Origin of the sequence: Mesorhizobium sp. NBSH29 (assembly GCF_015500055.1) — a bacterium.
GTDB lineage: Bacteria > Pseudomonadota > Alphaproteobacteria > Rhizobiales > Rhizobiaceae > Neomesorhizobium.
The window spans coordinates 3,530,384-3,554,706 of sequence record NZ_CP045492.1; the positions used below are offsets into that span (position 1 = coordinate 3,530,384).

The window sequence follows — 24,323 nt, forward strand, 5'->3', positions numbered from 1 at the left end:
AAAATCAATGGCTTAGTAAAGCCGCCGTCCCACTTTTTCCGGCCGTTTCCGCCCCTTCTTTCCCGGTTGCATTGCGGCCAGGGAGGCGCGCATGAGCGGGATGCGGCCATTTCGGGACCTGAAGCTGCAATGGCTTCAGCAGTTGAGCTGCGACAAGGGTTTGAGCGACAGCGCGCGGTCTGTGGCGCTCTACATCATCACCACACATTTGAACGGCCACACCGAAAAGGCGTGGCCGTCCTATCAAACGATTGCCGACGCGACCGGCAAGAGCGTCAAAACCATTCAGCGCGCCGTCCGTGAACTTGAGGTCAAAGGATGGTTCGAGGTCCAGCGCGGAAATGGCGTCGGGCACAACACAGAATATCGTCCCTCAGCGGCATCGATTTTACGCGCATCGGACGCCCCGAAAAGACGGACAAAGTTGTCACCCTTTACCCTGACAAAGGCGGTCAAATTCGTCCGGAAAGGCGGTCAGATTTGTCCGGCAAAGGGGGACAAATATGTCCACCAAACTTAGAGAAAGAAAAAATAAATAAACCTAACCCGCGCGAGGACGCCCCGCCGCGCGTCGAGACGCGGCGAGCCGTCCCGCTCGTTTTCGTGGCCGAGACCAAAGCGGATCAGGTCGAGCAATGGCGCGATTGGTTGCGTCGTCACGGTTTTCCATCGATCGACGCTTTGGGCATGCGGACGGTGAAAACCGGGAAAGCAGGCTATGCCCTGCCCAGCTATTGGCCACCGGATGAAGCAAGCCCGAGCGCGCTCGATTGGATCGCTTTCTTCAGCCACCGCCGTGACCACATCGCCGATGAAACCGCCCGGCAGACCACAGTCCGGAGGGCGTCATGACGGCTGGCGATTTGAAGGGAGCAAGGCGACCCCTGTCATACGGCGAGCCGTCTGACAGGGAGCCTTGTGAGGGGAAGCAAGCCTCCCCTTCAAAACCCACCAAGAGCACGCGGCGATCGCCCAAAGGTGACCTCAATGCCGTCGTGGTTTTCCGCTGCACAGCATCGGAAAAGCAGGCGCTGACCGCACGCGCGGCGCGGGTTGGCTTGCCCTTTGCCACGCTGATGCGGGAAGCGCTTGGCCTCACCGAGGCGCGCCGCCGCCGTCCGGTCCCCAAGGTGGACCCGGAGCTGGTGCGCGCCGTCGCGCGGATCGGCGGCAACCTCAACCAGATCGCGCGATGGCTGAACACGGCCCAAGTTCAGGGCCAGTTGTCCGCCATCGACGCAATCACGGTTGCCGCCCGCCTGGTCGCCATCGAGCGCGCGCTTTCGGAAACGCTTGATCAGTTCACGGCAAAGGATGGCGCGCCGTGCTGATCAAGTTTTTCCGAAACGGTCAGGGCGGCGGATCGGGACCGGTTGACTACCTGGTCGAGCGCGACGTCGTCGCCTACGACCAGAACCGCAACGCGATCCGCGATGAGCGCGGCGACGTCATGCTGTTTGCCCGCGAGCCTCTGCCGGAGGTGCTGCGCGGCGACGCAGACCGCATGCGCGCGCTGATCGACGCCTGCCCGCACCAGTGGACCTATCGCGCCGGCGTCATCGCCTTCACCGCAGAGGACGCTCCGAGCCCTGGCCAACAACGGCAGGTGATGGACGCCTTCGAAAACCTTGCCTTTGCCGGTCTCGAAGCCGACCAGCGCGATATGCTTTGGGTACGCCATACCCACGAGGGCCGCGTCGAGCTGCATTTCGTGACGCCACGCATGGAGCTTGTGAGCGGGCGCAGCCTCAATATCGCGCCACCCGGCTACCAGAAGCAATACGACGCCTTGCGCGATGTTCTGAACAAGGAACGCGGCTGGAACGATCCGATGGCACCGGAGCGCTCCCGCGAGACCGTCAGTCTCATCGAAAGCGTCAGGCGCGGCGATGCCCGCGAGCTGATCCATGACTGGATCGTCCAGCGCATCGAGACCGGCCAAATCCGTGACCGCCCGAGCATGACCGAAGCCCTGACGGCGGCGGGTTTCGACCTGCCGCGCGCCGGCAAAAACTACATCACCGTGCGCGATCCGGAGACGGACGAGCGCTGGCGTCTGAAAGGAGACCTGTTCCGTGAAAACTGGACCCGAGAGAATACCCTTGAGCGAGCGCTTGAAAGATCGGCTGGCGAGCCCAGCCGCTCCGGAAGCCGGCTCGACGCCATCGCTCCCGATGAGCTTCGAGACCGATTGGAGCGAAGCCTTGAAGCGCGCGCAAGCTACAATCGAGACCGATATCCGCAGCTTCACGGACGCGAACCGACAGCACTTGAGCGAGGCACTGGCGACGACCGAGGCGGACGTGAACCGGCTCCGGTCGATGGTGCAGCCATTCTTCCTGACCATGGGCGCGTTGGCACTGCTGATCGTCCTGTTGAGCTTCACCGCGAGCTGGTTATGGGCGGGGCTGATGATCGACCGCGCCCAGAGCGCCAGCCTCTGGCAGATGGGCTTGCAGATCAACCAGACGACCAGCAACGGCAAAGTCCTGACCTGGGACGTCAACCGCCTTCAGCTGATCACCTGCCAGACCGGGACGGACAAAACACCATGCCTGAAGATCGTCCAGGGAGATTGACCGATGACCGGAACCACCAGACCACCGATGCCCGAGACCCTGTCGCCGCTGGAGCGCGAATTGCTGGGTTACGTCGAGACGTTGATGAACACCTTGCAAAGCGGGACCGCGCAATTCGAGGCGCTGGAGAAACGCTCGACCGACATGATCGAAAACCGGCAAGCGGCTTTGGAAGGATCGCTGAAATCGCTCATCGCGTCACAGGCTACCTTCATGAACGCCTGGCTCGCCTCCGGCAATCATTCCAGCGACACGACCTCGACCGAGCTGGCGGAAGCATTCGCCCTGCTGGAGCAAGCCGAAGCGATGCTGGAGGCGGTCGCGCCGCACACATGACAGGCCGACCGCCTGCGCCAAGTCGCGGCCGCAATTAATTTTCATTCCCGTCCGGAGTTTCGATCCATGAATTTGATCATTCAGCCCTACCGCTATGCCCTTTCCATTGCCGTCGTGGCAGCCAGTTTCCTGCTGATGGAAACCGCGCCGCTGTTCTGGCCACCCAGCTACCAAAATTCCCGCGCCGCGATTCAGGTCATGTTCTGCGGGTTTGCGCTGTTGACCTTGGCGGGAGACACCCAGGGCCGCATCCGCAGCGCGTCGGGCTTAGCTGTGGGGGCTGCCCTCCTTGCCGCGTCTGCTCTCGCCCTTACCGACCCCACTATTGCGGCAGGCGTTCTGCTCGACAGCTTCAAAGCTTGGCGAAATGCAGGCTATTCCGGAATCGACAGCATACGGGGTATGGTATCGACTTGGGATCGCTTCACCGAGGCCCAAAAGCTGGGTCTGCAAACCAGCCTTGCCATCGGTCTGCCTGTGCCGCTGTTTCTCATTCTGCGGGCGATCATGATCAACGCGCCGGCATCGTCCAACCGGATTTCCAAACAAGGCCCATGGCGCGCTCGGTGGATGAACCGGAGCGAACTGCGCCAGCTCCGGCACAACGATACCGGCTTGCCACTCGGTCTTTCCGGCAGGGCAATGCTGCGCTATCGCCCCAACCCGAAGACCGGATGGCGCGCCGGCCACCATGTCGCCATTGCCGGCACCCGCGCCGGAAAAGGCGTGTCCGTCGTCATTCCCGCCATCATCGACCATGACGGGCCAGTCGCAGTCCTCGACATCAAGGGCGAGAACTTCGCCGTAACGCGTCGCTATCGCCGATCGCTCGGCCGTCAGGTCGTGGTTCTCAATCCATTCGGCGTCATCGAGCCGTCGAAGGACAACTTCAATCCGCTCGACTATATCCGGCAAGCGCACCTGGTCCGCGACATCGAAGTCATTGCCGAGGGGCTTGTTCGACCGGAAGGCGGAAACGGCTCGCACTTTGCCGAAATGGCGAAATCCATGATTGCCGCTGTGATCGAGGTCGTCATGACCAAGCGCGTGGAAGCCGATCGCAACCTCATCACCGTCATGGACCTGTTGTTTTCCGCCGGCTTTGAAAAGACACTGACGGAATGGGCCAGCGCGCCGGAAACCTTCGGCACCCGCCCGGCCGCCGCCGCTGCAACTTTCCTCGCAGCCGGCGAGAACGAGCGCGGCGCGATCAAAACGACCATTAAGAAGGCATTCGATTGGGCACGCTCCGACGAACTGCGTAGTTTCCTCAGCACCTCCACATGCTCACTCGAAAACATGTTCGAGGGCCGCGCCGACCACTTCATGGTCGTACCACTCGACCAGGTGGACGCCCAGGCCGTCTTTCTCAGGCTGCTAACAAACATCATTCTCGGCATGGCCGTGCGCCTGGAGGGTGCCAAGAAGCCGAAAAAGAACGTGCTTTTGGTGCTGGACGAGTTTGTCCGTCTCGGCCGGATGGAAAAGCTGATCAACATCGCCAACGTCGCCGCCGGCTGCGGCGTCGAGGCGCTGTTCATCACCCAGGACAAGGGCCAGATCGAAAGCGTCTATGGCAAGGGCGACACCGCCAGCATCCTGGGCTCCTGCGTCACCACCCGCATTTTCGGCCTCGGTCGCGCCGAATTCGAAACCGCCAATTGGGCCGCGAACGCGCTCGGCGATCAGACGGTGTTGACGCGCACAAAGCAAACAGCCGCAAAGTTCGGCGAGAGCCGCAAGACCTCGACAGCCGAGCAACGCCAGAAGCTCTTGACCGCTGATCAGATCCTGGAAATGAAGACAGGAAAGATACTGCTGCTGGCAGGGTCGAAGCCGCCAGCGTTGGTTGACGCGATTGTTTCGCACAGGCATCCGGTGTATCGGGGGAAGCTGGATCGGAACCCGATGGTCTAGTTGGTTTGCAAGGCGCTTGATCGGTATCGTTGCGACTTCCAATTGGCGGGGCGACAACTCCCAATCTGCCGAGGGTCAGTTTGCCAGTTGAGAGTCGAATGGTCTTCCCGCTCGGGAAATTTTTTCATCAATGACCACCTTTCCGCATTGATTTTCCCGCTCGGGAAATTTTTCTCGACAAGGCGGCTGGTATGCTGCTATTTTCCCGATCGGGAAATAAAATGGCAAAACAAGTTAGAAGTCCAGCCGATATTGGCACCCTGGTCCGCAGCACACGCAAGGAGCAAAACTTGCGGCAGGATGAGCTTGCCGGCGTTTCGGGTGTAGGCCTTCGGTTTATCGTCGATCTCGAAGCAGGCAAGCCGACAGCACAGATCGGAAAAGTCTTGCAGGTTCTGCAAACGCTCGGTTGTTCGATCGATATTTTGGCTCCTGGGGAACGTAGAAAATGACGGTAAGGGTTCTCAATGTCTGGTGGGATGGTCGCATTGTCGGACAATTCACCCAAGACAGACATGGCGATATCGGCTTTGCCTACACCGAAGCTTGGCTTGATGACGAAAAGGCTCTTCCGCTTTCTGCCTCCCTCCCAAAGCGCCCGACGCGTTTCTCTCGCCGTGAATGCCGACCATTTTTCGGCGGCCTGTTGCCCGAGGAGAGCCAACGCCTTGTTGCGGCGCAAGCATTGGGGGTTTCGCCTGCAAACGACTTCGCGCTTCTTGATCGCCTGGGCGGCGACGTCGCCGGCGCGCTTCAGCTGTTGCCGGAAGATCAGGAGCCGATAACAGCAGGACCGATGAAGGACCAGCATCAGGCGCCTCTTGATGAGGCCGGAATTGTTCGGATACTGGACGCACTTCCGACGCGGCCGCTATTGGCCGGTCAAGAAGGCCTCAGGCTTTCGCTAGCCGGCGCGCAATCCAAGGTGCCGCTTATTCTGATAGACGGCCAGCTGGCGCTTCCAGTGTCGGGCCAGGCAACAACGCATATTCTGAAGCCGCCAATCGCGCGCTTTCCAGGGACAACTGAGAACGAAGCCTTTGTGATGATGCTCGCAGCAGCGATCGGCCTTGATGTTGCGCCTGTCGAACCCAGATCGGCGAATGGGCGCCCATTTCTTTTGGTCGAGCGTTATGATCGCTATCGAGATGCCGAAGGTCTGGTTCGCCGCATCCACCAAGAGGACTTCTGCCAAGCACTTGGTGTGCCACCCGAAACGAAGTATGCCAGCGAGGGCGGGCCGACCTTTAAGGATTGCTTCGAGCTGTTGCGTCGGGTCTCAGAGCGGCCGAGCACGGACATCGCCAAGCTCTTAGACGCTGTGATTTTCAACCTCATTGTCGGAAACGCAGACGCCCACGGAAAGAACTTCTCAATTCTATATGACGACCAGGGGCCGAGAATGGCTCCGTTGTACGACCTGCTCTCCACGGTGACCTATCCAGATCTTTCACCGAAAATGGCTATGCGGATCGGCAAGCGCGCAACGCTTGCCGATATGGACGCTGATGGTTGGCAGGCTTTCTCGAAGGAGACAGGCGTCGGCTTACTCTTAGTACGCCGTCGGGTGAAAGAACTAACTGATGCCACAGGGGACGCGATTCCCCGATTATCAGAAAATATGTCCCCACTTGCCGCAGATTCTGCGACGTTAAATCACGTAGCGGCTTTGATCGCAGACCGTGCCAAACTCGCGGCCATGAACATCTAACTCAATAGCACCAACCATCTCCGCCGACATAACCCAAATATTGAGTTGTAGCCCCGGTCGCAGCGCGCGCGACCGGCTTGCGGTGAAACCTCGTAAAACCAGACATAGCTTCAGAGCATCGAGGCAAAGAGCAGCCTTGATTCTTCCTCATAAAACTACTATTTTTGCTTAACGTGAAAACAGGAGGCAATAATGGCTACTATCGACGTGGACTTTGAAGTCTACAAGGCCCTCACCATTCGGCGTGAAACAGAGGAAATGACGTACAATGACGTCCTCAGACAGTTGTTGAGTCTCGGCGAACAAAAGAGTTCCGAAAACGTCACCGAGAACCTTGGAGCCCTGGTTTTCAAGGGTGCTGAGTTCCCCGAAGGGACGCAATTCCGTGCAACGTATAAAGGACAGACATATACAGGAGCGATCAAGGGCGGTGTTTGGGTTGACGAGAATGGCAGAGTGCAGAATAGCCCCTCCGAAGCCGCCTACAGCATCACAGGCAACCACGTAAATGGCTGGCGATTTTGGGAATGCCGCCGTCCTTCAGACACGGCCTGGCGGTCCATTGATTCGCTACGCCCGACAAAGTAGGCCATTTGCATACGCCGCGAAGACGATTTTCAGCTTAGTCCGGGGGGGGGGGGCTATCTCGGAAGACCATCGGGGCTTCGAGGGACAAAGCCAACCTCCAAACCGAACAGCCTGCCAATCGTTTTAACGTCGCGAGCGTCGGATTTGCCTTTCCAGCTTCAATCTCATCCAATTGTCATTTTTGCAGAAAGAGCTTTTCGGCAATTTCACGCCGGTTTGCCAGTATCTCGTCTTTTGTCGGCTTCTTCCAGCGAGGTATGATCTAGACAGCACCGTTCAGCAAGAATTATAGGTTGCAGCTGGAAGTCGTCATCGCCCTTGAGTTTTGAACGTTCTGAAAAATCTTGCAGCCATCAAAGGCCACAAATTTTTGTCTGGCTGATTGATGGCGACGACCACAACAACGGAAGTACCAATGAGACTGCTCAAAAAATCCATCTCTGAAAGCCTCCCGCCGTCCTTCATATCATTCTATCATCAGTTGGAGGTGAATTTCCAATGCAGGCGCAACTCCTGTCCCCCAAACAACTCGCTGACCGCTCTGGATGGCCGGTCGCACGCATCCGGAACCTCATAGCCAAACAGGAAATCCGTCATGTCCGGATTGGCGGAAGCTTGTTCCTGCCGGAAAACGCCGTGGATAAGTATCTTGCGGCAAACATGGTTGAGCCCAAGCAGAAGGCCTTGGCGCTCGCTGATAGCGCCTCCAGAGCGTGAGGAGCGGCACATGAAGCAGCAAGCTGAAGCGCTGGCCCCACGCCCCATTTACAAGGTCGCGGTCAGCCGCGTCCGTGCGGCGGAACTTCTAGACGTCTCGACAGACACCTTTGACGACTGGGTTCTGCGTGGACTTATGCCGAAAGGCGTGAAGATCGGCGCGTTGCGCCGTTGGGATACGGAGGAAATCCGGGCGTCCTGGTACGACATCAAAGAACAGGGCTTGAGCGGAGACGAAGACGATGGCGAAAACCCGTTTGATCACGCGGTTGGGTAGCCAGCGCGTCCCCTTCAAATATTGCTCGCGGGATATCGACCGGCACGGCAACGAGCGCTTCTATCTCCGCCTGCCAGGATTGCCGAAATATCGCATGACGTCCGTCTATCTGGACGAGGCGGGCAGCGTCACCCAGGCGTTTACCGAGGAATATCACCGCGTGCTGGCTGGCGATCGTGGTGAAAAGACCGTTCCGATTTCACGACTGGAACCCGGCTCCGTTCGCTGGCTTGTCGAGACATATTATCGGTCCAAGGCGTTTCAAAGCCAGTCTCCGGCCACGCAGAAAGACAAGAAGAGCGTTCTCAATCGCTATTGCAGCAATGTGGGCGAACTGCCCTTCAAAAAGATTCGCAAATCTGACATCGAAGCCAGTCAGATGAAGCGTAGCGTCACGCCCGGCGCGGCTGACAAGCTGGTGAAGTACCTGAAGGCTCTGTTCAATTGGGCCATCAGTGCCGAACTGGCCACCTTCAATCCCGCGAACGGCGTCACCAAAATCCATAAATCTCCCGGTTTCCATACCTAGAGTGAAGCGGAACTGGCGCACTATCGCGCAGCCTATCCGCTGGGCTCAATGGCCCGGCTTGCAATGGAACTGATGCTGAATTTGGGCGTCCGCCGGTCGGACCTCGTCAAGCTCGGCTGGCGCAACTTGGTCGGCGACCGCATTGAGTTCATGCCGGAGAAGGGTTCCGGAAAATATGCGCAGTCCCTCAGCCTGCCTGTCACAGACGAGCTTGGCGAGGCCCTGGACGCGGTCACGCATGATCAGCCGACTTTCCTTATCACCGAATATGGCAAGGCGTTCAGCGGGAACGGGTTCGGCAACAAGATGCGTCAGTGGTGCAATGATGCTGATTTGCCAGAATGCTCGTCGCATGGCCTCCGAAAGGCGTCCGCGACGATCCTCGCCGAGGCCGGCGCGACTGAACATCAGTTGATGGCGATCTTTGGCTGGTCTGATTCCAAGATGGCGCAGCACTACACGAAAGCCGCCCAATCCAAGCGCATCATCGATGCCGGTTTCGAGCGCCGCAAAACCTACGTGGCCCGCAATAATGTCCCACTTTCATCGAGCCGGAATTCCGGTGAGACAAATCGAGGAAAAAACGATGGAAAAACAACGTCCGAAGACGAAATGGTGGGCCCGGAGGGACTCGAACCCCCAACCAAGCGGTTATGAGCCGCCGGCTCTAACCATTGAGCTACAGGCCCCACCTGAGGGGTGGGATAGTTGCTTTTTTCCGCGGACACAAGATGGCGCTGTCGCTTTCGCCACAATGTCGCCGCAACGGTGGGTGGTAAGGGACCGTTCCAACACGGAGAACGAAATGAACCGCACTTTCCTGCCCTTGGCGCTGGCGCTTTCTGTTGCCGCACCCGCACTTGCAACTGCCGCCGACCAGCCGCCGCCGCCGCGCATCATGGTGGTGGGCGAAGGCGAAAGCTCTATCGCGCCCGACATGGCGCTGCTGTCGCTTTCGGTCATGCGCGAGGCGGCCACTGCACGCGAAGCCCTGACATCCAACAATGATGCCATGGCCTCTGTCATCGCCGCCATGCAGACTGCCGGCATTGCCGAGCGCGATTTGCAGACCGCCGGTATCCAGATCAATCCGCGCTATGACTATACGCCAAAACCCGATGGCTCGCAGGAAGCAAAGCTTGTCGCTTATCAGGTCACCAACACGCTTTCGGTTCGGGTGCGCGATCTGGCCAAGACAGGCGAAATTCTCGACAAGGCTGTCTCGCTGGGGATCAACCAAGGCGGTGGCATCTCGTTCACCAACGAAGACGCGTCTTCAGTCAAGAGCGAAGCCCGCAAGCTGGCCGTAGCCGATGCGGTAGCCAAGGCGCGCGAACTGACCGAGGCTGCCGGCGTGAAGCTTGGAAAAGTGCTGGAGATTTCCGAAACCTCCTATGCGCAGCCGCCCATGCCGATGATGCAGAAGTATGAGATGCGTGGGGGTGCAGCCGATTCAGTCCCGGTGCAGGCCGGCGAAAATGCCTACCGCATCCAGGTCAACGTGACGTTCGAGATCAACTGAACGCCCTTTGCGCTAAGCAGCGCAATTTGGAAACGAAAAAGGCCGGAACGAACCGTTCCGGCCTTTTTTTATGCGGTTCTGATCAAGAGTATCAGCCGACGACAGGGCAGCGCGGTGCACGTGCGAAGGTCACCACCTGACGACCGCGATAGCTGCGACCGGCAACGCTAATGGTGCGGCGGTTCACATCCACGATGCGCACGCGGCGCAGGCCCATACGTTCTGCCTTGTCGAGCGCACGGTCGGGCGAGCAGGCATGGCGCCAGCCATTGCCGCGGCGATCCTCACGCCAGTCGCGGCGCTCCTCACGATGGCGGCGACCACCGCGATATTCAACATTGTCATCATCCGAATAGACTTCCACCTGAGCGCCGCCGCGATGGCCATTGCCGAACTGCAGGTAGATGCCGTCTTCCTGGGCTTGGGCGGCCACCGGCATCGCCGTCAGCGCTGAAAAGCCGATAAGTGCCGAGACAGCGGCAGCCTTGAGGGTGTGAAACATGGGTATTCTCCAGGGTTAGGGATCCACGATCCCGCGTCGCTGATGCGATGGGCTAACAATGCGTGAACAAAGCTGAACGTTCCGCCAATCGGGCATTCATCCAGGGTTCATCCAGCCCCTCCCGGAAACTATGCAGCGATAGCCCTGTCGAGTGCCGCGATGACCCGTGAGACTTCCTCAGCCGTATTGTAATGCACCATCGACACACGGATGACGCCGGCTGGGGCCAGATCCAGAGCCTCTATCAGGCGCCGTGAATGAAAATCACCATGGCGGATGCCGATCTTTTCGGGGTCAACATGGGCGATAATGTCAGCCGGCGCCTTGCCCTGGACGGTAAAAGAAATGGTGGGCACCCGCAGGGTCGCGTCCGAGGATCGCTCGCCCAGGATGGTGACATCGTTGCGCCCACGCAGCCAGGCAAGAAACTGTTCGCCGATTTCTGCTTCGTGGGCTGCAATATCGTCAAAAGCCCGCTCGATCGCCGGGCGGCCTTCGCCCCGGCCGAGCTGTTCAAGATAATCCGAAATCCCACCACTACCCCAAGCTAACTCGTAATTGGGGTTTCCAGGCTCCATCTTGGCGGAGATTTTCTCCTTGCCATAAAAGTAGTGATAGAGCCCATCGAGTTCGAGCAGCAGATCGCTTCTACCGTAAAGCACGCCAAGATGCGGCCCATAGGTCTTGTAGAGCGAGAAGACGTAGAAGTCGGCACCCAGAGCGACGACGTCCAGAGCCCGGTGCGGTGCAAATGCAACGCCATCGACACACAGCTTGGCGCCGCGCTCATGAACGAAGTCGGAAATCGCGCGAATGGGATTGATGGTGCCGAGAATATTCGACGCATGTGTCACGCAGACCAGTTTCGTGCGCGGCCCCATCAGTCTCTCAAGCGTGTCCAGATCAGGCTTCAGCGTGTCACGGTCAATCGGCCAGAATTTAAAGACCACGCCCCGCTCCTGCAGGGTCAGCCACGGTCCGATATTTGATTCATGGTCGAAATCGGTGACGATTATCTCATCGCCGGGCTGAAACTGACTGGCCATAGCGGTCGCCAGAAAACGCATCAACACGGTGGTGGAATGGCCGAACACGATTTCTTCCGGCTGCCGCGCACCCACCAGCATGGCCATCCGCGCGCGCGCCTCTGCCACCCGGTCACCGGCCCTTTGCGAAGTTTCGTAAGAGGCTCCAGTCTGGACGCTTGTCGTCAGAAGATAGTCCGATACCCGATCAGCTACCGACTTCAAAACCTGCGATCCGCCGGCATTGTCTAGAAAGGCCCAGCCGGAAGCAAGCGCCGGAAACTGGGAGCGTACGAAGTCAATATCTAGCGCCATGGTGGAACCTCGAATGTGAGTGTCAGCGAACGGTGCGCGCCATGTGCTTTTCGAGCACGCCGACGAGCCGGACCAGAGGAAGCAGGATCAAAAGATAGATGATCGCCGCCGTGATGAGCGGGGTGGGGTTTGCAGCCAGCGCCTGAGCTTGGTTGGCCTGCTTGAGCAAGTCCGGCATGGCCACCACCGACGCCAGCGCGGTGTCCTTCACCACGTTGATGGCGTTGGATGTAAGCGGCGGCACGACGATCTTGATGGCCTGAGGCAGGATAACCTTTGCCATGGTGGAATAAAAATGCAGCCCCAGCGCCCGTGCCGCCTCGAACTGCCCGCGCGGAATCGCCTCGATGCCGGCACGGATGATCTCGGCCGAATAGGCCGCGGAAATCATCGAAATGGCTGACGCGGCAGCCGTGAAAGAGGTCAGGCGTATGCCTGCGAACGGCAGCGCGTAATAGACGATAAAGAGCAGCACCAGCACAGGGATTGAACGGAAAACGTCGATATAGGCAACCGTGATGAATTTTAGCGGCTGCGGCGCGTAGAGCCTGAGGATTGCCAGCACGATACCCGCGACGAATCCGATCACGATGCAGGTGATGCCAAGCAGAAGCGTCGTCGACAGGCCGCTAAGGATTAGCGGCAATGTATCGACAAACACTCTGTAGTTCAGGAATGTATCAAGCATGGACATGAATTCAGGCCTCGCGCCGAAGGGAGGGAAGCCGCATTGAGCGCTTCACGGAACTCCGTTTGGGAAGAACGGGCGCACCTGTTGCGAAAGATGCACCCGTTCAAAGGCTAGAGTTTTGGCATATCCAGCACAGTCGAGGTGGCAAGGCCGTCATCAGGCTTTGCGCCGAACCAATTTTCGTGGATCGTGGCGAGCGTGCCGTCCTGCTTCATCGCCGTGATCGCTTCATTGACCTTGCCGGCCAGCGGAGCATCCTTGGCGAACATCACTGAGTACTGTTCAGTGGTCTTGATGCGCTCGACCACCTTGAACTGCGGCTTGTCCTTCACGTAGTAAAGCAAGGCCGGGATATCCGAGATGTAGCCAGCGATACGCCCGGCCTGGAGATCAAGCATTGCGGGCTGCAAGCCCTCATACTTGTTGACGGTGGCGATCTTCGTCTCGCCCTGATGCTCGGTGACCCAGATGTCGCCGGTCGAGCCGGTATCGACACCAACAATCTTGCCTTCCATTCCAGCAAGGTTTTCGATGCCGCTGTCTGCCTTCACCGTCAGAGACTGGTCACTGTCGTAATAGGGCTGGGCGAAGGTAACGGATTCAAGTCGCTTCTTGGTGATGGTGATCGATGACACGGCAGCATCGATCTGGCCCGACTGAACAGCGGCAAAGAGGCCCGCGAATGGAATGTTGGTGAACTTAACATCCATTCCCAGCCGTTTGCCGACTTCACTCATCAGATCAATTTCAAATCCGACAATCTTGCCTTCTGCATTTTCGAATTCCCAGGGCACATTGCCGATATTGGCGCCCACATTGATTGTCTCCGCCTGGGCGGCGGCAAGCGGTGAAAGTGCCAGGACGCCTGCCATGGACAGGGCTTTGAAGATTGTTGCAATTTTCATTTGGAGTTCCCCATTTTTGCTGGACTTCTTTTGCGGTTAGACCGGTCTGACCAGTTGACACCGTAACCAACCATGGGTCATCTGCGAATGCAAGCCTGCTTGCGGGTCAGTCGCAAAAGTGGTCTTCAAAGCTGTCACATTACCGTCGACCGGGGACTTAATATGCTTTCGCGCACACCGGTGCCTCAATCAGCTGCACGGAAAATCCAGGAGATGATCACCTCTGGCGTGCTCGCACCCGGTCAAAAGATGCCTTCCCAGCGGGAGTTTTCACAAACGCTGGGGCTAAGCCGCGCATCGCTGCGAGAGGCATTGCTCACACTGGAGACGCTTGGAATGCTGCGCACGGAACCCGGGCGCGGAACCTTTGTGACGGAGCTGGGGCTACCCGCTTCGCGACACATGGCGCGCTGGCCGTATGCCGGCGTCTACCAGCTTGCAAATGTATATGAAACGCGTTTGATGCTGGAGAGCACCATCGTGGGACTGTCAGCCGCTGTGATGGACGCGGCCCAGCATGATGCACTCGATGCGGCCACCGATGTAATGGCCTCGAGCTGGGCAGAAGGCGACCTGTTGGCCAATGTCGAGGCAGACATGGAGTTTCACGGAAATATCGCTGCCGCCTGCCCCAACACGATGCTTGCGGACTTTTACCACTTCGTCCGGGGACAGCTTACGCAAACGCAGATGCAACCCATCCCGGTCACCGAACCAGAGCGTATGAAAGCCTCCATCAACGAACACCGGCGTATCATCGCTGCACTGCGTTCCCATGATGCTGCAGCCGCAACGGTGTCGATGCGCGAGCACATTCAGAACACTGCCGCTTGTGCCGGTATCACTCTAGCGACCGAACTATAGGCGCATTCACCCGAGCGTCAGCATATCACCGGCTACAACTCATCTTCGATCATGTGATCAAAATAGTCCTCGGGGCTTCCCATGTCCCGCTCGGAGGCGGTCACCCGTCCGCGCACTGAAATTCCGGCTGCATGCACGCTGTCAGGATCCCCCGAAACCAGCGGATGCCACCAGTAGAGGTCCTGTCCCTCGGCAACAAGTCGGTAGGCGCAGCTATAGGGGAGCCAGCTGATTGTCTGCACATTGGCAGGGGTGAGCTTTACGCAGTCGTCAACCGTGGCAAGCCGATTGGGATAGTCGCTACAGCGGCAGGAGCCCTCCTCGAACAGGCGACAGGCAACAGTAGTATAGTAAATTGCGCCGCTATCTTCGTCTTCCAGCTTGGACATGCAGCATTTGCCACAGCCATCGCAAAGCGACTCCCATTCGGGGCCGCTCATCTCATCCAGCGTCTTGGTTTTCCAGAACGGTGCTTGCATGGAGGTGGTGTGACGCTGCCGGACGGTCCGGTCAAGCTTGGCTTCCCACATTGTTCAAACACGACACGGTTGCGCCTGAATTGAGGTGGCCTATGTGCTGAATCGAGCCATCGATGGAACCAATCACCCCCGCAAGCAGTTTTAAGCGAGTTGGGACCCCCTACGACAGGAGTATGTATTGATGAAACGCCAATCCCGGATTCTTGCAGGCACGGCACTCGGCCTGCTGATGGCGTCCGCGCCGTTCGCGGCTCCCGCAATCGAATTGCTGCCATCGACAGATGTACCTTACCTTCTCGCCCAGGCAGAACCGCCTTTGACCGAAGAAGAGCTTCTGCTGAAGAAAAAGCTCGAGGAGGCAGCGCCCGCCGCCGAGGAACCAAAGGCCGAGCCAGCTCCCGAACCTGCACCTGCACCTGAACCTGCTCCCGAGGCAGCGCCTGAGCCCGCGCCTGCGCCTGAGGCAGCACCGACTCCAGAACCAGCCCCGGAAGCTCAGCCAGAAGCGGCACCTGCCCCCGAGGCAATGCCAGAGCCAGAAGTTCCAGCTGTTGAGCCTAAGGCTGAAGAGAGTGTGCCCGAAGTGCCGGCAGTGCGCGAGGCGCCAGCCGTCGAGCCTGTCCCAGAAGCGCCTACGGCAGTAGAGCCCGAAGTAGCACCCGCTCCAGAGCCGGCAGCACCAGCCGTCGAAGAGCCGGCAACACCTGAGGCAGCGCCAGTGGTTCCCGCTGATCCTGCAACGCCTGAAGCTGTCGCCCCCGCCGCACCTGTTGCACCCGCAGATCCTGCTGTACCAGCCGATCCTGCTGTACCAGCCGATCCTGCTGTATCAGCCGATCCTGCTGCACCCGAAGCCGCACCGGTGGATCCTGCAGCACCTGTGACTACAGCTCCAGCAGAAGGTGCCGCGCCAGCTGCCGACCAGCCGGTGGTGCCTGAAGGCTCAACGCCGGCTCCAGAAGGCCAGGCACCGCTGCTTGATAGCCAGAAGCAGTCAAAAGGTGGTCGTCAGCGTCCGCAGGGCGAGGCTCCGGCAGAAGCAGTCGCACCAGCCGAACCAGCTGGCCCTCCGCCAGCAGATGATACAGCTGCGCAGAAGGACATGAAGCCAGTTGAGGTGCAGCCCGTTGCAGCCGAGGAGGGCAAGCGGCTTGAAGTCGCCCCTGAAACGACGCGCCGCGAGCGGCCACAGGATGTCCAAGTGGTGCGCGAAGTTGGCGATCGCACGATCATCCAGATCAACAATCAGATCATCGTTCAGAGCGACGATCGCGAGCGGCTTCGGCATGGATCCGAGGAGGTCTATTACGAAGAGCTTCCACGGGGTCGGACGCGTGAAGTGATCGTGCGCGCTGACGGCAGCCGCGTCATCACAGTGCGCAACCGTTATGGCGACATCGTCCGTCGTTCGCGAGTGGCCCCCGACGACCGGGAATACGTCCTCTATTACGTTGATGAAGAGCGTTACGACGAGGTGCTCGACTGGCGTGATCCAGGACTTGACCTGCCTCCGATGCGTCTGACCATCCCGTATGAGGAATACATTCTTGACGCCGAAAGCGTCCAGGACGTGGACCGGTACTACACGTTCCTCAACCAGCCTCCAGTAGAACGCGTCGAGCGCATCTATTCGGTTGACGAGGTGAAACGATCTGCCCGTATCCGTGACAAGGTTCGCCGCGTCGATATGGACACGATCAACTTTGCATTCGGTTCCGCCGAGGTTTCCGAGGCAGAAGTGGCAAAGCTTGAGGGCGTGGCCGGCGCTATGGAAAAGATGCTGAAGAAAAATCCTGCTGAAACCTTCCTTATCGAAGGTCACACGGATGCAGTCGGCTCGGATGAAGCTAATCTGGCCTTGTCTGACCGCCGCGCCACAGCAGTTGCGGAAGCGCTTACCAACGTGTTTGGTATCCAGCCTGAAAACCTGGCACCACAGGGTTATGGCGAACAGTACCTGAAGGTGAACACTCAGGTGCGCGAGCGCGAAAACCGTCGTGTCGCGATCCGTCGCATCACGGCCCTGGTAGCTCCTGTAGCTAGCGCGCAGTAACTATCGAAGTGTCAACTGGACCGGCCGGGCATTTCTGCCCGGCCGGTTTTTTTACGTGCTAGGCAGCCACGTCGCTGATTTCCGGAACATCAGAACCGAGATCTGCAGCTGGGCTGATCACCCAAGCGCAGCACGATGCGCTCAGCGCTGGCCAACAGCGCTTGTGCATCCTGCTGAATTGCGACCCGCAGCGTCAATTCTCAATAATGTCAGGTAATTGCGCCTGCCCGGAAATTCGCCGCTGCAAATCAAAGTCTCAACAAACGCATTTACTCGAACAGCCGCTCGCCCTGCTCATTGATCATCTGCACGCCTTTTCTCAGGGCAACCGAACTGGCGTCGTCGATCGAGGAAAACTTGTCGGCGCGAATGAATTTCTGTTCTTTCACCACGCCGTCGATTTCCTTGGAGATCACGCCGCAAGTCTGGAACTCACCGCCGTTTTTGAAAGGCGTGGCGCGGACGGTAAAACCCTTGTGCTCGGTCTGGGCCGCAACAGCCGGCTGACTGTCGCCGGCACTTGCGCCTCCACCGAAAAGTCTTTTCAGAAATGACATGTCTAACCCCATGGTGTTCCGCGCCGAGCCGCGGAGGTTTGTCAGCTAAGCCAATCTTAACCGGAGAACGCCGACACTGTCATCCAACGGGGCGCGAAAGGATTTGCCGACATGATTATTACCCGCCTGAGCAAGACAGCACTCGTGGCCGCTATCGCGCTGTTCTCCAGCCTCGTGGCCTTCGGAAATATCACCGACTACGGCACAAACTTCGCCTTCGTCCAGCACGTTCTGATGATGGACACGATCTTCCCCGATGCAACTATCAAATATCGCTCGATCGCCAGCCCAGCGGTGCACAACATTGCCTATATCTTGGTCATCCTAGCCGAAACCGCAGTCGCCATTCTCTGCTGGGTCGGCGCTTTTGCGATGCTGGGCCGTGTCGGGGCGAGTGACCGCGATTTCAACCGCTCCAAGACATTGGCCATTGCCGGCCTGACGCTCGGTTTCCTCGTCTGGCAGGTCGGCTTCATGTCGGTAGGCGGCGAGTGGTTCGGCATGTGGATGTCGAAAACCTGGAACGGCGTGCCGGATGCCTTCCGCTTCTTCATCACCATCATTGCGGTGCTGATCTACGTGTCGTTGCCCGATAGCGAACAGGACTAACCTCCGAAACTTAGGCACTGAGGTGTAGTACCACCTCGCGTCGATGCTGCCGTTCGCGGTGTTCGAACAGATAGATGCCCTGCCAGGTACCGAGCAACAACGCACCGCCAGCGACCGGAATACCGATCGAAGTCTGTGTCAGCGCTGCCCTGATGTGGGCCGGCATGTCGTCGGGCCCTTCGGCACGGTGCACCAGATAGCCCATCGACGCATCATCCGCTGGCGGCACCAGTCGGCGAAAAAACGCATTGAGATCGTGCAAGACATCGGGGTCCGCGTTTTCCTGGATGGTGAGCGAGCATGAGGTGTGCCGCACGAACATCGTAAGCAGCCCTACCTCCATGTAAGACTCGTGCACAAAAGCCGCAGCCTCCTGCGTGAACTCGTAAAGTCCCTGCCCGCGGGTTGTGATCGTCAGACGGTGTTGTCGCGTCGCCAGGAAACGGATCCTACTGCTGGGTGTAAGCAAGCTTGGCGCTCAGCCCGACGAAGGCTGCCGCAAAGCTGCGGCGCAGCCACGCCATCACGCGCGGGCTTGAAACGACCCGGTCGCGCGTCGCTGCCGCACACAGGCCGTAAAGCGAGAAGATAACAAAGGTTGCGAGCATGAAGATGCCCGAGAGTTCCAGCATCCGCACAAGCACATTTGGTTCGCCGGGCGCGATAAACTGCGGCAGGAACGCGACGAAGAAGATCGAGAGTTTCGGGTTTAATACATTGATCAGAATGCCATCGACCAGCACCTGTCGGATGCTGCGGCTGTCGGGCTTGTCGTCGACCTTCAGCGCACCATGCTCGCGCAGCGTCTGCCAGGCCATGTAGAGGAGGTAGGCAACACCCGCATATTTGACCACGTCAAAGGCGGTGGCGCTTGCATGCAGCAGCGCCGCAAGCCCGGTGAGCGCAGCAATCAGATGCGGCACGATGCCCAGCGTACAGGCAAACGCGGCAAGCACACTGGCTCTGCCACCACGCGAAAGCCCGGCGGCAAGCGTGTAGACGACACCCGTGCCCGGCGAAGCAACAATGATGAGCGTGGTGAGCAGAAATTCAATCGACATGACGAGCCCTCTCGAAGGTCACCCGCAGAGCCTGCCCATTTGAATGCTAAAAGGCAATATCAGCCGCGGGTCGATTGCGCCGGGCGCACCTCTGCAGGCGGAAGCCCGTAAATTGCCTGGAAGCGGCGCGCAAAGTGCGAGCGCGAAGCATAGCCAGCAGCAGCGACGGCATCGGTTATGGTTGCGTCTCCGGTGGAAAGCAGGGCATGCGCAACCTGCATCCGCGCCGCAGACAGCGTCTCCCGCATCGAGGTGCCATGATCCTCGAGCTTGCGCCGCAAGGTCGACCCCGCCATGCCAAGTTCCTGCCCGAGTGTCGTGGCCGTCCACCGTCTCGAGGGGTCAGCGACAACCAGCCAGGAAATGCGCTCCGGCAAGGATCGCGAAAACAGCCCAGCCGCGGCAGGCTGGCGCGCCAGAAGCAACAGCACCTCAGCAAGCCGATGCTCTGAAAGAGCCGTCGCGTTTTCGGTGTCACTCAACAGGATGGCCGCATGGCTGAGCGCATCGACGAGTTCGGGCGTAAGCGTTACACGCAGGTCGAGCCCTCGCGCCGAACGTGAGGTTGCGGCGACACTGCGCAGGGCCGCAGGCACCTGTTCGATCTCGACCAGCAACGATTCATAAAGTCCGTTTGCATCCGAAGGTAAATTGACGACGTCGAGTTCGGTGGCCGCCGGCAGGATAAAGACATCGCCGGCGCCAAAACTCTGACCGGTGTCGCCCAGCCAGAATTCCTTCTCGCCGCTAAGCACAATTCCGATGAGCGGCTTTTCAGCAGAAATTCGCGCCAGCCGCTCGCGCCTTACGCAACAATAGCCAAACAATTGGCGTCCGCGCATCCTCATCCCGTGGCTGGGATCGAACGTCTCAAGACGTGTAGCCAGCGGCTTAAGGCGCTCCAGCAAAAGCCGCGCCAATGCCCGCTCGGTTTCTTTTCCGTTGGTAAGCATGCGCCCATCCTACTCCCGAACTGATCGCGCGCAACCACAGTTCGAGCGTTTCGGGCACAATGAGCATGCCTTTCAGGCGCACGGTCCTTCGCTGCCTGGCCGATGTTTGCTCCGCAGGCGCTGAGAGCGCGCCCAATGAGGAGATGAAGATGAAATACAAAATGCTTCTGTTGGCTACCGCGATGTCGGCAGCAGCTTCGGCATCGCAGGGAGCCGATGTTGAGCTTTGGCGGCTCGATTGTGGTTCGATCTCGGTCAAGGACATGGCGTTATTTTCCGACACGTTCGGATATAGGAACGAAAGCCGTACCCTCACCGACAGCTGCTACCTTATCCGTCACGACACGACCTATATGCTCTGGGATACAGGCCTCCCGGCTGCCCTGCTCGGGGCCCCTCAGGATGCCAATGCGCCCCTCGCCCCGACCCTGGCCAAAACCCTTGTCGACCAGCTTGGGGAGATCGCCGTGAAGCCTGAAAGCATCAGCTTGGTGGGCATCAGCCACAACCACTTCGACCATATTGGCCAGGCAGCGCATTTCGCGAAGGCGAAAATGCTGATCGGCAAGGAAGACCTCGAAGGGTTAAAGGCTGTACAGCCAGCTTTTGGTGTGGACGCAAGCCTCGTCGAGCCCTGGTTGGCAGGAGGTTCAGAAGTCGAGCCGGTGACCGGCGACAAGGATGTCTTCGGCGATGGCTCGGTGACCATGCTGTCCATGCCCGGCCATACCGCAGGCAGCTACGCGCTTCTGGTGCAGCTGGCAGAGATGGGGCCGGTTTTCCTCAGCGGTGATGTCGTCCATTTCGAAGAGCAGTTCGCCAACAACGGCGTCCCGCCCTTCAACGACGACCGCGCTGAAACACTGGCTTCAATGCAGCGCCTCCAGCAGGCGGCCGAGACGCTGAAGGCGACACTGGTAGTCCAGCACGACGCCACCGACATCGCCAAACTGCCAGCGTTTCCCGCCAGTGCAAAGTAGGCGTCGCTCAACATACCATGCCGGGCCATCGCCCGGCATTCACTTCGCTATCCCCCTATGGGAAAACGGCGTCTCACCTCACACCGCTGGATCATTGGTTGCATTTTTTAAAAATGCACTCTAAAAGAGCATATCCGAGAAAGTTCAATCTCGAAAGGAAGCCGAGGACCCATGCTGAATCCGCTTTCCGCGACCATGACCATCTTTGCGCAGCTATCTTCTGGACAACTCACCCGCAACGCAGCGGCTGACTTTTTTATGGTGGACCGGCTGCGAAAGATGGCCTTCTTGGCAAATACAAACATGCGGGTGTCCAAATCCGCGTTAACCCAAAGTATCCAGCACCACTGGAAGCAACCTGAGCTTCACCGCAATCTGTTTAGATCACTTGATGCACAGCGGTTGGCGAAAGCGAGAGGGTACACCCGATTGGATGACCTCGCTGCAACTGGAATAAAATCTGCTGCTGTTGACGCAGCGAACTGGATCAAGCTCAACAAGCTCAATCCTGCGGAGTTTCGCGCATCTACAAAGGGTCTGTATAGCTTGACGGACCGAAAGGTGGTTCGTCGCTGGGCCCCGCCCCCTCCTGAAAACTCAGCCTTTTCAGTGGCACCGCCCCCTTATGAATCCCATCAACTCATCAGGGGGGGCCCGCCTCCATATGATCAACCTCCGTCATATCAGGACATAACTGGCGGCAATTCGGTGGCTATAACCGCCAGAGGCATTCGGCGCAGGTAAGAGCCTTCTGCCCTTCAGCCGGGGATACCCAGCAGAAGAGTTGGAGAGCAGATAGAGGTTGGAAGCGTCCCAGCTCATGGCCTGCTACCATAGAGAGGTGATGTCAGCTGTCGAGGAAGCTTCTGAGCTTCCGTGACCGGCTCGGGTGCTTCAGCTTGCGCAGGGCCTTCGCCTCGATCTGACGGATACGCTCGCGGGTAACCGAGAACTGCTGGCCGACTTCTTCAAGCGTATGGTCGGTGTTCATGCCAATGCCGAAACGCATGCGCAGCACGCGCTCTTCACGTGGTGTCAACGAAGCCAGAACACGCGTCGTGGTTTCGCGCAGATTGGCCTGAATGGCAGCATCAATGGGCAAGATAGCCATCTTGTCCTCGATGAAATCGCCCAGATGCGAATCTTCCTCGTCGCCAACCGGCGTTTCGAGCGAGATCGGCTCTTTTGCGATCTTCAAGACCTTGCGCACTTTTTCGAGCGGCATGGCTAGCTTTTCAGCCAGTTCTTCCGGCGTCGGCTCACGGCCGATCTCGTGCAGCATCTGGCGCGATGTCCGAACGATCTTGTTGATCGTCTCGATCATATGCACCGGAATACGGATCGTGCGCGCCTGATCGGCAATCGAGCGTGTAATGGCCTGACGGATCCACCATGTGGCATAGGTCGAGAACTTATAGCCACGGCGATATTCGAACTTATCGACAGCCTTCATCAGGCCGATATTGCCTTCCTGAATAAGGTCAAGGAATTGCAGGCCACGGTTTGTGTACTTCTTGGCAATCGAGATCACGAGGCGCAGATTGGCCTCGACCATTTCCTTCTTGGCAATCGCTGCTTCGCGCTCGCCTTTCTGGACCTGGTTGACGATCTTGCGGAATTCTAGGATCGAAATTGCGGTCTCGGTAGCGAGACCCTGAATTTCGGCCCGCAGATCCTTGATCGCCTCTTTCTCGCGCTTGGTGAATTCTTTCCAGCCACGGCTTGTAAGGTTCGCAATAGACTTCATCCAGTTCGGATCAAGTTCTGAGCCCTGATACTCCTTGAGGAAGTCCTCACGGCGCACGCCATAGCTTTCAGCCAGACGCAGCAATTTGCCCTCGTTCTGCACAAGACGCTTATTGATGTCGTAGAGCTGCTCGACCAGAGATTCGATACGGTTCTGGTTCAGCGACAATGACTTCACAGCCGTAATCAGCTGATCTTTCAGCTCCTTGAGGCGGCGGTCCTGACTAGGCGACAGCGTGCCAGCGGCGGCGAGACGATTCTCGACCTGCTGGTCCTGCAGCTTACGCAGCTTCTTGTAGGTATCTGCGATGAGATCAATCGTTTCCATGACCTGCGGACGCAGTTCCGCTTCCATAGCAGCCAACGACAGGCTGGCCTCATCATCATCATCGTCGTCTTCTTCGGACTGGCCTTCGCCGCCCACATTGGTGATGTCTTCTTCCTCACGCGGTGCGCTGGAGCGCCGGCCGCGATCCTCATGTTTGGTCTTGTCTTCGGTCAGCCGTTCAACGGAAGGCACCTGCTTGGCCTCAGGGCCAGCATAAGTGGTTTCGAGATCGATGATCTCGCGCAGCAGAATGCGCGCCTCGTTAAGCTCCTCGCGCCAGATGATAATGGCCTGGAAGGTCAGCGGGCTTTCGCACAGGCCAGCAATCATCGTCTCGCGGCCGGCTTCGATGCGCTTGGCAATGGCGATTTCGCCCTCGCGCGACAAAAGCTCCACCGAGCCCATCTCGCGCAAATACATCCGCACCGGATCGTCGGTGCGGTCGGTCGGCTCTTTTTTCGTGGTGGTGGCCGCAACGGCGGTGCCGGTACGCTCCGCCAGTTCGTTGGCATCTTCCTCAGCTTCGGCCTGCGAAGGCTCGTTCTCGGTTTCTTCGTTGGCCTCGTCGTCCTCGACGACATTAATGCCCATATCCGAAAGCATGGACATGGTGTCCTCGATCTGCTCGGAGGTCACTTCCTCCGACGGCAGCACCGCGTTCAACTCGTCCATGGTCACATAGCCGCGCTTCTTGGCGACCTTGATCATCTTCTTGACAGCATCATCGGAAAGGTCGAGCAAGGGCCCATCTGTCGTGGCCTCGCGTTCGGTCTCGACCTCTTCCTTTTCCTTTGTCGCCATTCTTTGCTTTCTCCAAGCGGCCGGAGTTTTCGAGCGGAGCCGGTGCTCCCGTAATCGGTCAGGCAAAGCGAATCTCGCTACCCACTCTAAGAAGCGAGTACCCGCCCTGCGTTAAAACCCGATTAACCCTGATTGTTACGACGGTTTTTCGCCCGTCCATGAACCAGTGCTCGGTTCCCTGTATTGGGTGCGGGAAAAATCCCGCCAGTTAACTTTTCGATTCGACCTGATTCCGTCATTCCAGCGGAAGGTCAAGCGGCTTCGCACGATTCGCGCCA

The 24,323-nt window shown here is 58.6% G+C and carries 29 protein-coding genes and 1 tRNA gene; 18 read left to right on the plus strand and 12 right to left on the minus strand.

What is annotated here, in order from left to right; all coding sequences use genetic code 11:
* The first annotated feature begins 91 nt into the window (after positions 1 to 91).
* Genes GA830_RS20040 through GA830_RS19870 form a run of 3 tightly spaced genes read left to right on the plus strand, consistent with a single transcriptional unit; the run spans position 92 to position 1,331 of the window.
* Positions 92 to 520: a helix-turn-helix domain-containing protein gene (locus GA830_RS20040; RefSeq protein ID WP_258045493.1), complete on the plus strand. Its 429-nt coding sequence runs from the start codon at positions 92 to 94 to the stop codon at positions 518 to 520.
* The gene (locus tag GA830_RS20045) at positions 481 to 852 is read left to right on the plus strand and encodes a hypothetical protein (RefSeq protein ID WP_258045494.1); all 372 of its coding nucleotides are present in this window, start codon (positions 481 to 483) and stop codon (positions 850 to 852) included. Before GA830_RS20040 ends, GA830_RS20045 begins: the two co-directional genes overlap by 40 nt.
* Positions 849 to 1,331, plus strand: coding sequence for a MobC family plasmid mobilization relaxosome protein (locus GA830_RS19870; protein WP_210330839.1), 483 nt, complete (start codon positions 849 to 851; stop codon positions 1,329 to 1,331). The genes GA830_RS20045 and GA830_RS19870 overlap by 4 nt, the downstream gene beginning before the upstream one ends.
* On the opposite strand, the gene GA830_RS20450 is transcribed toward GA830_RS19870, so the two are convergent.
* Positions 1,298 to 1,942, minus strand: a complete 645-nt coding sequence (locus GA830_RS20450) for a hypothetical protein (RefSeq protein ID WP_374939284.1) — start codon at positions 1,940 to 1,942, stop codon at positions 1,298 to 1,300. The two genes, GA830_RS19870 and GA830_RS20450, sit on opposite strands and share 34 nt — an antisense overlap.
* A 160-nt stretch (positions 1,943 to 2,102) precedes the next feature.
* Between GA830_RS20450 and GA830_RS20055 the strand changes: the two genes are divergently transcribed.
* From GA830_RS20055 to GA830_RS20455, 10 genes are all read left to right on the plus strand, one after another.
* Positions 2,103 to 2,579, plus strand: coding sequence for a hypothetical protein (locus GA830_RS20055; protein ID WP_258045705.1), 477 nt, complete (start codon positions 2,103 to 2,105; stop codon positions 2,577 to 2,579).
* A 27-nt stretch (positions 2,580 to 2,606) separates the two neighbouring features.
* A complete protein-coding gene (locus tag GA830_RS20060) occupies positions 2,607 to 2,915 on the plus strand; it encodes a hypothetical protein (protein ID WP_258045706.1) in 309 nt (102 codons plus the stop codon).
* A 66-nt stretch (positions 2,916 to 2,981) separates the two neighbouring features.
* Complete coding sequence (locus GA830_RS17405) at positions 2,982 to 4,832, plus strand: type IV secretory system conjugative DNA transfer family protein (protein WP_195163024.1); 1,851 nt, start codon at positions 2,982 to 2,984, stop codon at positions 4,830 to 4,832.
* 221 nt (positions 4,833 to 5,053) lie between these two features.
* On the plus strand, positions 5,054 to 5,284 hold the full coding sequence (locus GA830_RS17410) for a type II toxin-antitoxin system Y4mF family antitoxin (protein ID WP_195163025.1): 231 nt from the start codon (positions 5,054 to 5,056) through the stop codon (positions 5,282 to 5,284).
* Positions 5,281 to 6,543: a type II toxin-antitoxin system HipA family toxin gene (locus GA830_RS17415; protein WP_195163026.1), complete on the plus strand. Its 1,263-nt coding sequence runs from the start codon at positions 5,281 to 5,283 to the stop codon at positions 6,541 to 6,543. The genes GA830_RS17410 and GA830_RS17415 overlap by 4 nt, the downstream gene beginning before the upstream one ends.
* Positions 6,544 to 6,735: 192 nt before the next feature.
* Entirely contained in the window at positions 6,736 to 7,131 is a 396-nt protein-coding gene (locus GA830_RS17420; protein WP_195163027.1) for a DUF2924 domain-containing protein, read from the plus strand.
* Positions 7,132 to 7,629: 498 nt separating this feature from the next.
* Complete coding sequence (locus GA830_RS17425) at positions 7,630 to 7,848, plus strand: helix-turn-helix domain-containing protein (RefSeq protein ID WP_195163028.1); 219 nt, start codon at positions 7,630 to 7,632, stop codon at positions 7,846 to 7,848.
* A gap of 10 nt (positions 7,849 to 7,858) precedes the next feature.
* Positions 7,859 to 8,125 carry a helix-turn-helix transcriptional regulator gene (locus GA830_RS17430; protein ID WP_195163029.1) on the plus strand — a complete coding sequence of 89 codons (267 nt, stop codon included), beginning with the start codon at positions 7,859 to 7,861 and terminating at the stop codon, positions 8,123 to 8,125.
* Complete coding sequence (locus tag GA830_RS17435) at positions 8,091 to 8,654, plus strand: hypothetical protein (RefSeq protein ID WP_195163030.1); 564 nt, start codon at positions 8,091 to 8,093, stop codon at positions 8,652 to 8,654. The genes GA830_RS17430 and GA830_RS17435 overlap by 35 nt, the downstream gene beginning before the upstream one ends.
* A gap of 72 nt (positions 8,655 to 8,726) precedes the next feature.
* Positions 8,727 to 9,311, plus strand: coding sequence for a tyrosine-type recombinase/integrase (locus GA830_RS20455; RefSeq protein ID WP_374939328.1), 585 nt, complete (start codon positions 8,727 to 8,729; stop codon positions 9,309 to 9,311).
* Here GA830_RS20455 and GA830_RS17445 read toward each other — a convergent pair.
* Positions 9,268 to 9,343 (minus strand) — tRNA-Ile (locus GA830_RS17445). The genes GA830_RS20455 and GA830_RS17445 overlap by 44 nt on opposite strands.
* 116 nt (positions 9,344 to 9,459) lie before the next feature.
* Here GA830_RS17445 and GA830_RS17450 point away from each other — a divergent pair.
* On the plus strand, positions 9,460 to 10,176 hold the full coding sequence (locus tag GA830_RS17450; RefSeq protein WP_195163031.1) for an SIMPL domain-containing protein: 717 nt from the start codon (positions 9,460 to 9,462) through the stop codon (positions 10,174 to 10,176).
* Positions 10,177 to 10,267: 91 nt separating this feature from the next.
* Here the strand turns inward: GA830_RS17450 and GA830_RS17455 are convergent, their stop codons facing one another.
* The 4 genes from GA830_RS17455 to GA830_RS17470 all read right to left on the minus strand — a co-directional run bounded on the left by GA830_RS17455 (position 10,268) and on the right by GA830_RS17470 (position 13,614).
* A complete protein-coding gene (locus tag GA830_RS17455) occupies positions 10,268 to 10,678 on the minus strand; it encodes a hypothetical protein (protein ID WP_195163032.1) in 411 nt (136 codons plus the stop codon).
* Positions 10,679 to 10,806: 128 nt separating this feature from the next.
* A complete protein-coding gene (locus GA830_RS17460; RefSeq protein ID WP_195163033.1) occupies positions 10,807 to 12,018 on the minus strand; it encodes a cysteine desulfurase-like protein in 1,212 nt (403 codons plus the stop codon).
* 22 nt (positions 12,019 to 12,040) lie between these two features.
* Complete coding sequence (locus GA830_RS17465) at positions 12,041 to 12,712, minus strand: amino acid ABC transporter permease (protein ID WP_195163034.1); 672 nt, start codon at positions 12,710 to 12,712, stop codon at positions 12,041 to 12,043.
* 107 nt (positions 12,713 to 12,819) lie between these two features.
* Complete coding sequence (locus GA830_RS17470) at positions 12,820 to 13,614, minus strand: transporter substrate-binding domain-containing protein (protein WP_195163035.1); 795 nt, start codon at positions 13,612 to 13,614, stop codon at positions 12,820 to 12,822.
* Between the two features lie 162 nt (positions 13,615 to 13,776).
* Between GA830_RS17470 and GA830_RS17475 the strand changes: the two genes are divergently transcribed.
* A complete protein-coding gene (locus GA830_RS17475) occupies positions 13,777 to 14,478 on the plus strand; it encodes a FadR/GntR family transcriptional regulator (protein ID WP_195163036.1) in 702 nt (233 codons plus the stop codon).
* Positions 14,479 to 14,510: 32 nt separating this feature from the next.
* Here the strand turns inward: GA830_RS17475 and GA830_RS17480 are convergent, their stop codons facing one another.
* The gene (locus GA830_RS17480) at positions 14,511 to 14,957 is read right to left on the minus strand and encodes a YcgN family cysteine cluster protein (protein WP_195165024.1); all 447 of its coding nucleotides are present in this window, start codon (positions 14,955 to 14,957) and stop codon (positions 14,511 to 14,513) included.
* A 181-nt stretch (positions 14,958 to 15,138) separates the two neighbouring features.
* Here GA830_RS17480 and GA830_RS17485 point away from each other — a divergent pair, with 181 nt between their 5' ends.
* Positions 15,139 to 17,010: an OmpA family protein gene (locus GA830_RS17485; protein ID WP_195163037.1), complete on the plus strand. Its 1,872-nt coding sequence runs from the start codon at positions 15,139 to 15,141 to the stop codon at positions 17,008 to 17,010.
* 269 nt (positions 17,011 to 17,279) lie between these two features.
* Here the strand turns inward: GA830_RS17485 and GA830_RS17490 are convergent, their stop codons facing one another.
* Complete coding sequence (locus GA830_RS17490; RefSeq protein ID WP_195163038.1) at positions 17,280 to 17,567, minus strand: HlyU family transcriptional regulator; 288 nt, start codon at positions 17,565 to 17,567, stop codon at positions 17,280 to 17,282.
* Positions 17,568 to 17,678: 111 nt separating this feature from the next.
* Here GA830_RS17490 and GA830_RS17495 point away from each other — a divergent pair, with 111 nt between their 5' ends.
* Positions 17,679 to 18,176, plus strand: a complete 498-nt coding sequence (locus tag GA830_RS17495; RefSeq protein WP_195163039.1) for a DUF2165 family protein — start codon at positions 17,679 to 17,681, stop codon at positions 18,174 to 18,176.
* A 10-nt stretch (positions 18,177 to 18,186) separates the two neighbouring features.
* On the opposite strand, the gene GA830_RS17500 is transcribed toward GA830_RS17495, so the two are convergent.
* The 3 genes from GA830_RS17500 to GA830_RS17510 are packed head-to-tail and all read right to left on the minus strand — an operon-like array spanning position 18,187 to position 20,190.
* Positions 18,187 to 18,615, minus strand: a complete 429-nt coding sequence (locus tag GA830_RS17500; protein ID WP_374939329.1) for a secondary thiamine-phosphate synthase enzyme YjbQ — start codon at positions 18,613 to 18,615, stop codon at positions 18,187 to 18,189.
* A gap of 10 nt (positions 18,616 to 18,625) precedes the next feature.
* Positions 18,626 to 19,237, minus strand: a complete 612-nt coding sequence (locus GA830_RS17505) for a LysE family translocator (protein ID WP_195163040.1) — start codon at positions 19,235 to 19,237, stop codon at positions 18,626 to 18,628.
* Positions 19,238 to 19,296: 59 nt separating this feature from the next.
* The gene (locus tag GA830_RS17510) at positions 19,297 to 20,190 is read right to left on the minus strand and encodes a helix-turn-helix domain-containing protein (protein WP_195163041.1); all 894 of its coding nucleotides are present in this window, start codon (positions 20,188 to 20,190) and stop codon (positions 19,297 to 19,299) included.
* Between the two features lie 149 nt (positions 20,191 to 20,339).
* Here GA830_RS17510 and GA830_RS17515 point away from each other — a divergent pair, with 149 nt between their 5' ends.
* Positions 20,340 to 21,170: an N-acyl homoserine lactonase family protein gene (locus tag GA830_RS17515; protein WP_195163042.1), complete on the plus strand. Its 831-nt coding sequence runs from the start codon at positions 20,340 to 20,342 to the stop codon at positions 21,168 to 21,170.
* 847 nt (positions 21,171 to 22,017) lie between these two features.
* Here the strand turns inward: GA830_RS17515 and rpoD are convergent.
* Complete coding sequence (rpoD, locus tag GA830_RS17520) at positions 22,018 to 24,045, minus strand: RNA polymerase sigma factor RpoD (protein ID WP_195163043.1); 2,028 nt, start codon at positions 24,043 to 24,045, stop codon at positions 22,018 to 22,020.
* Positions 24,046 to 24,323 lie beyond the last annotated feature (278 nt).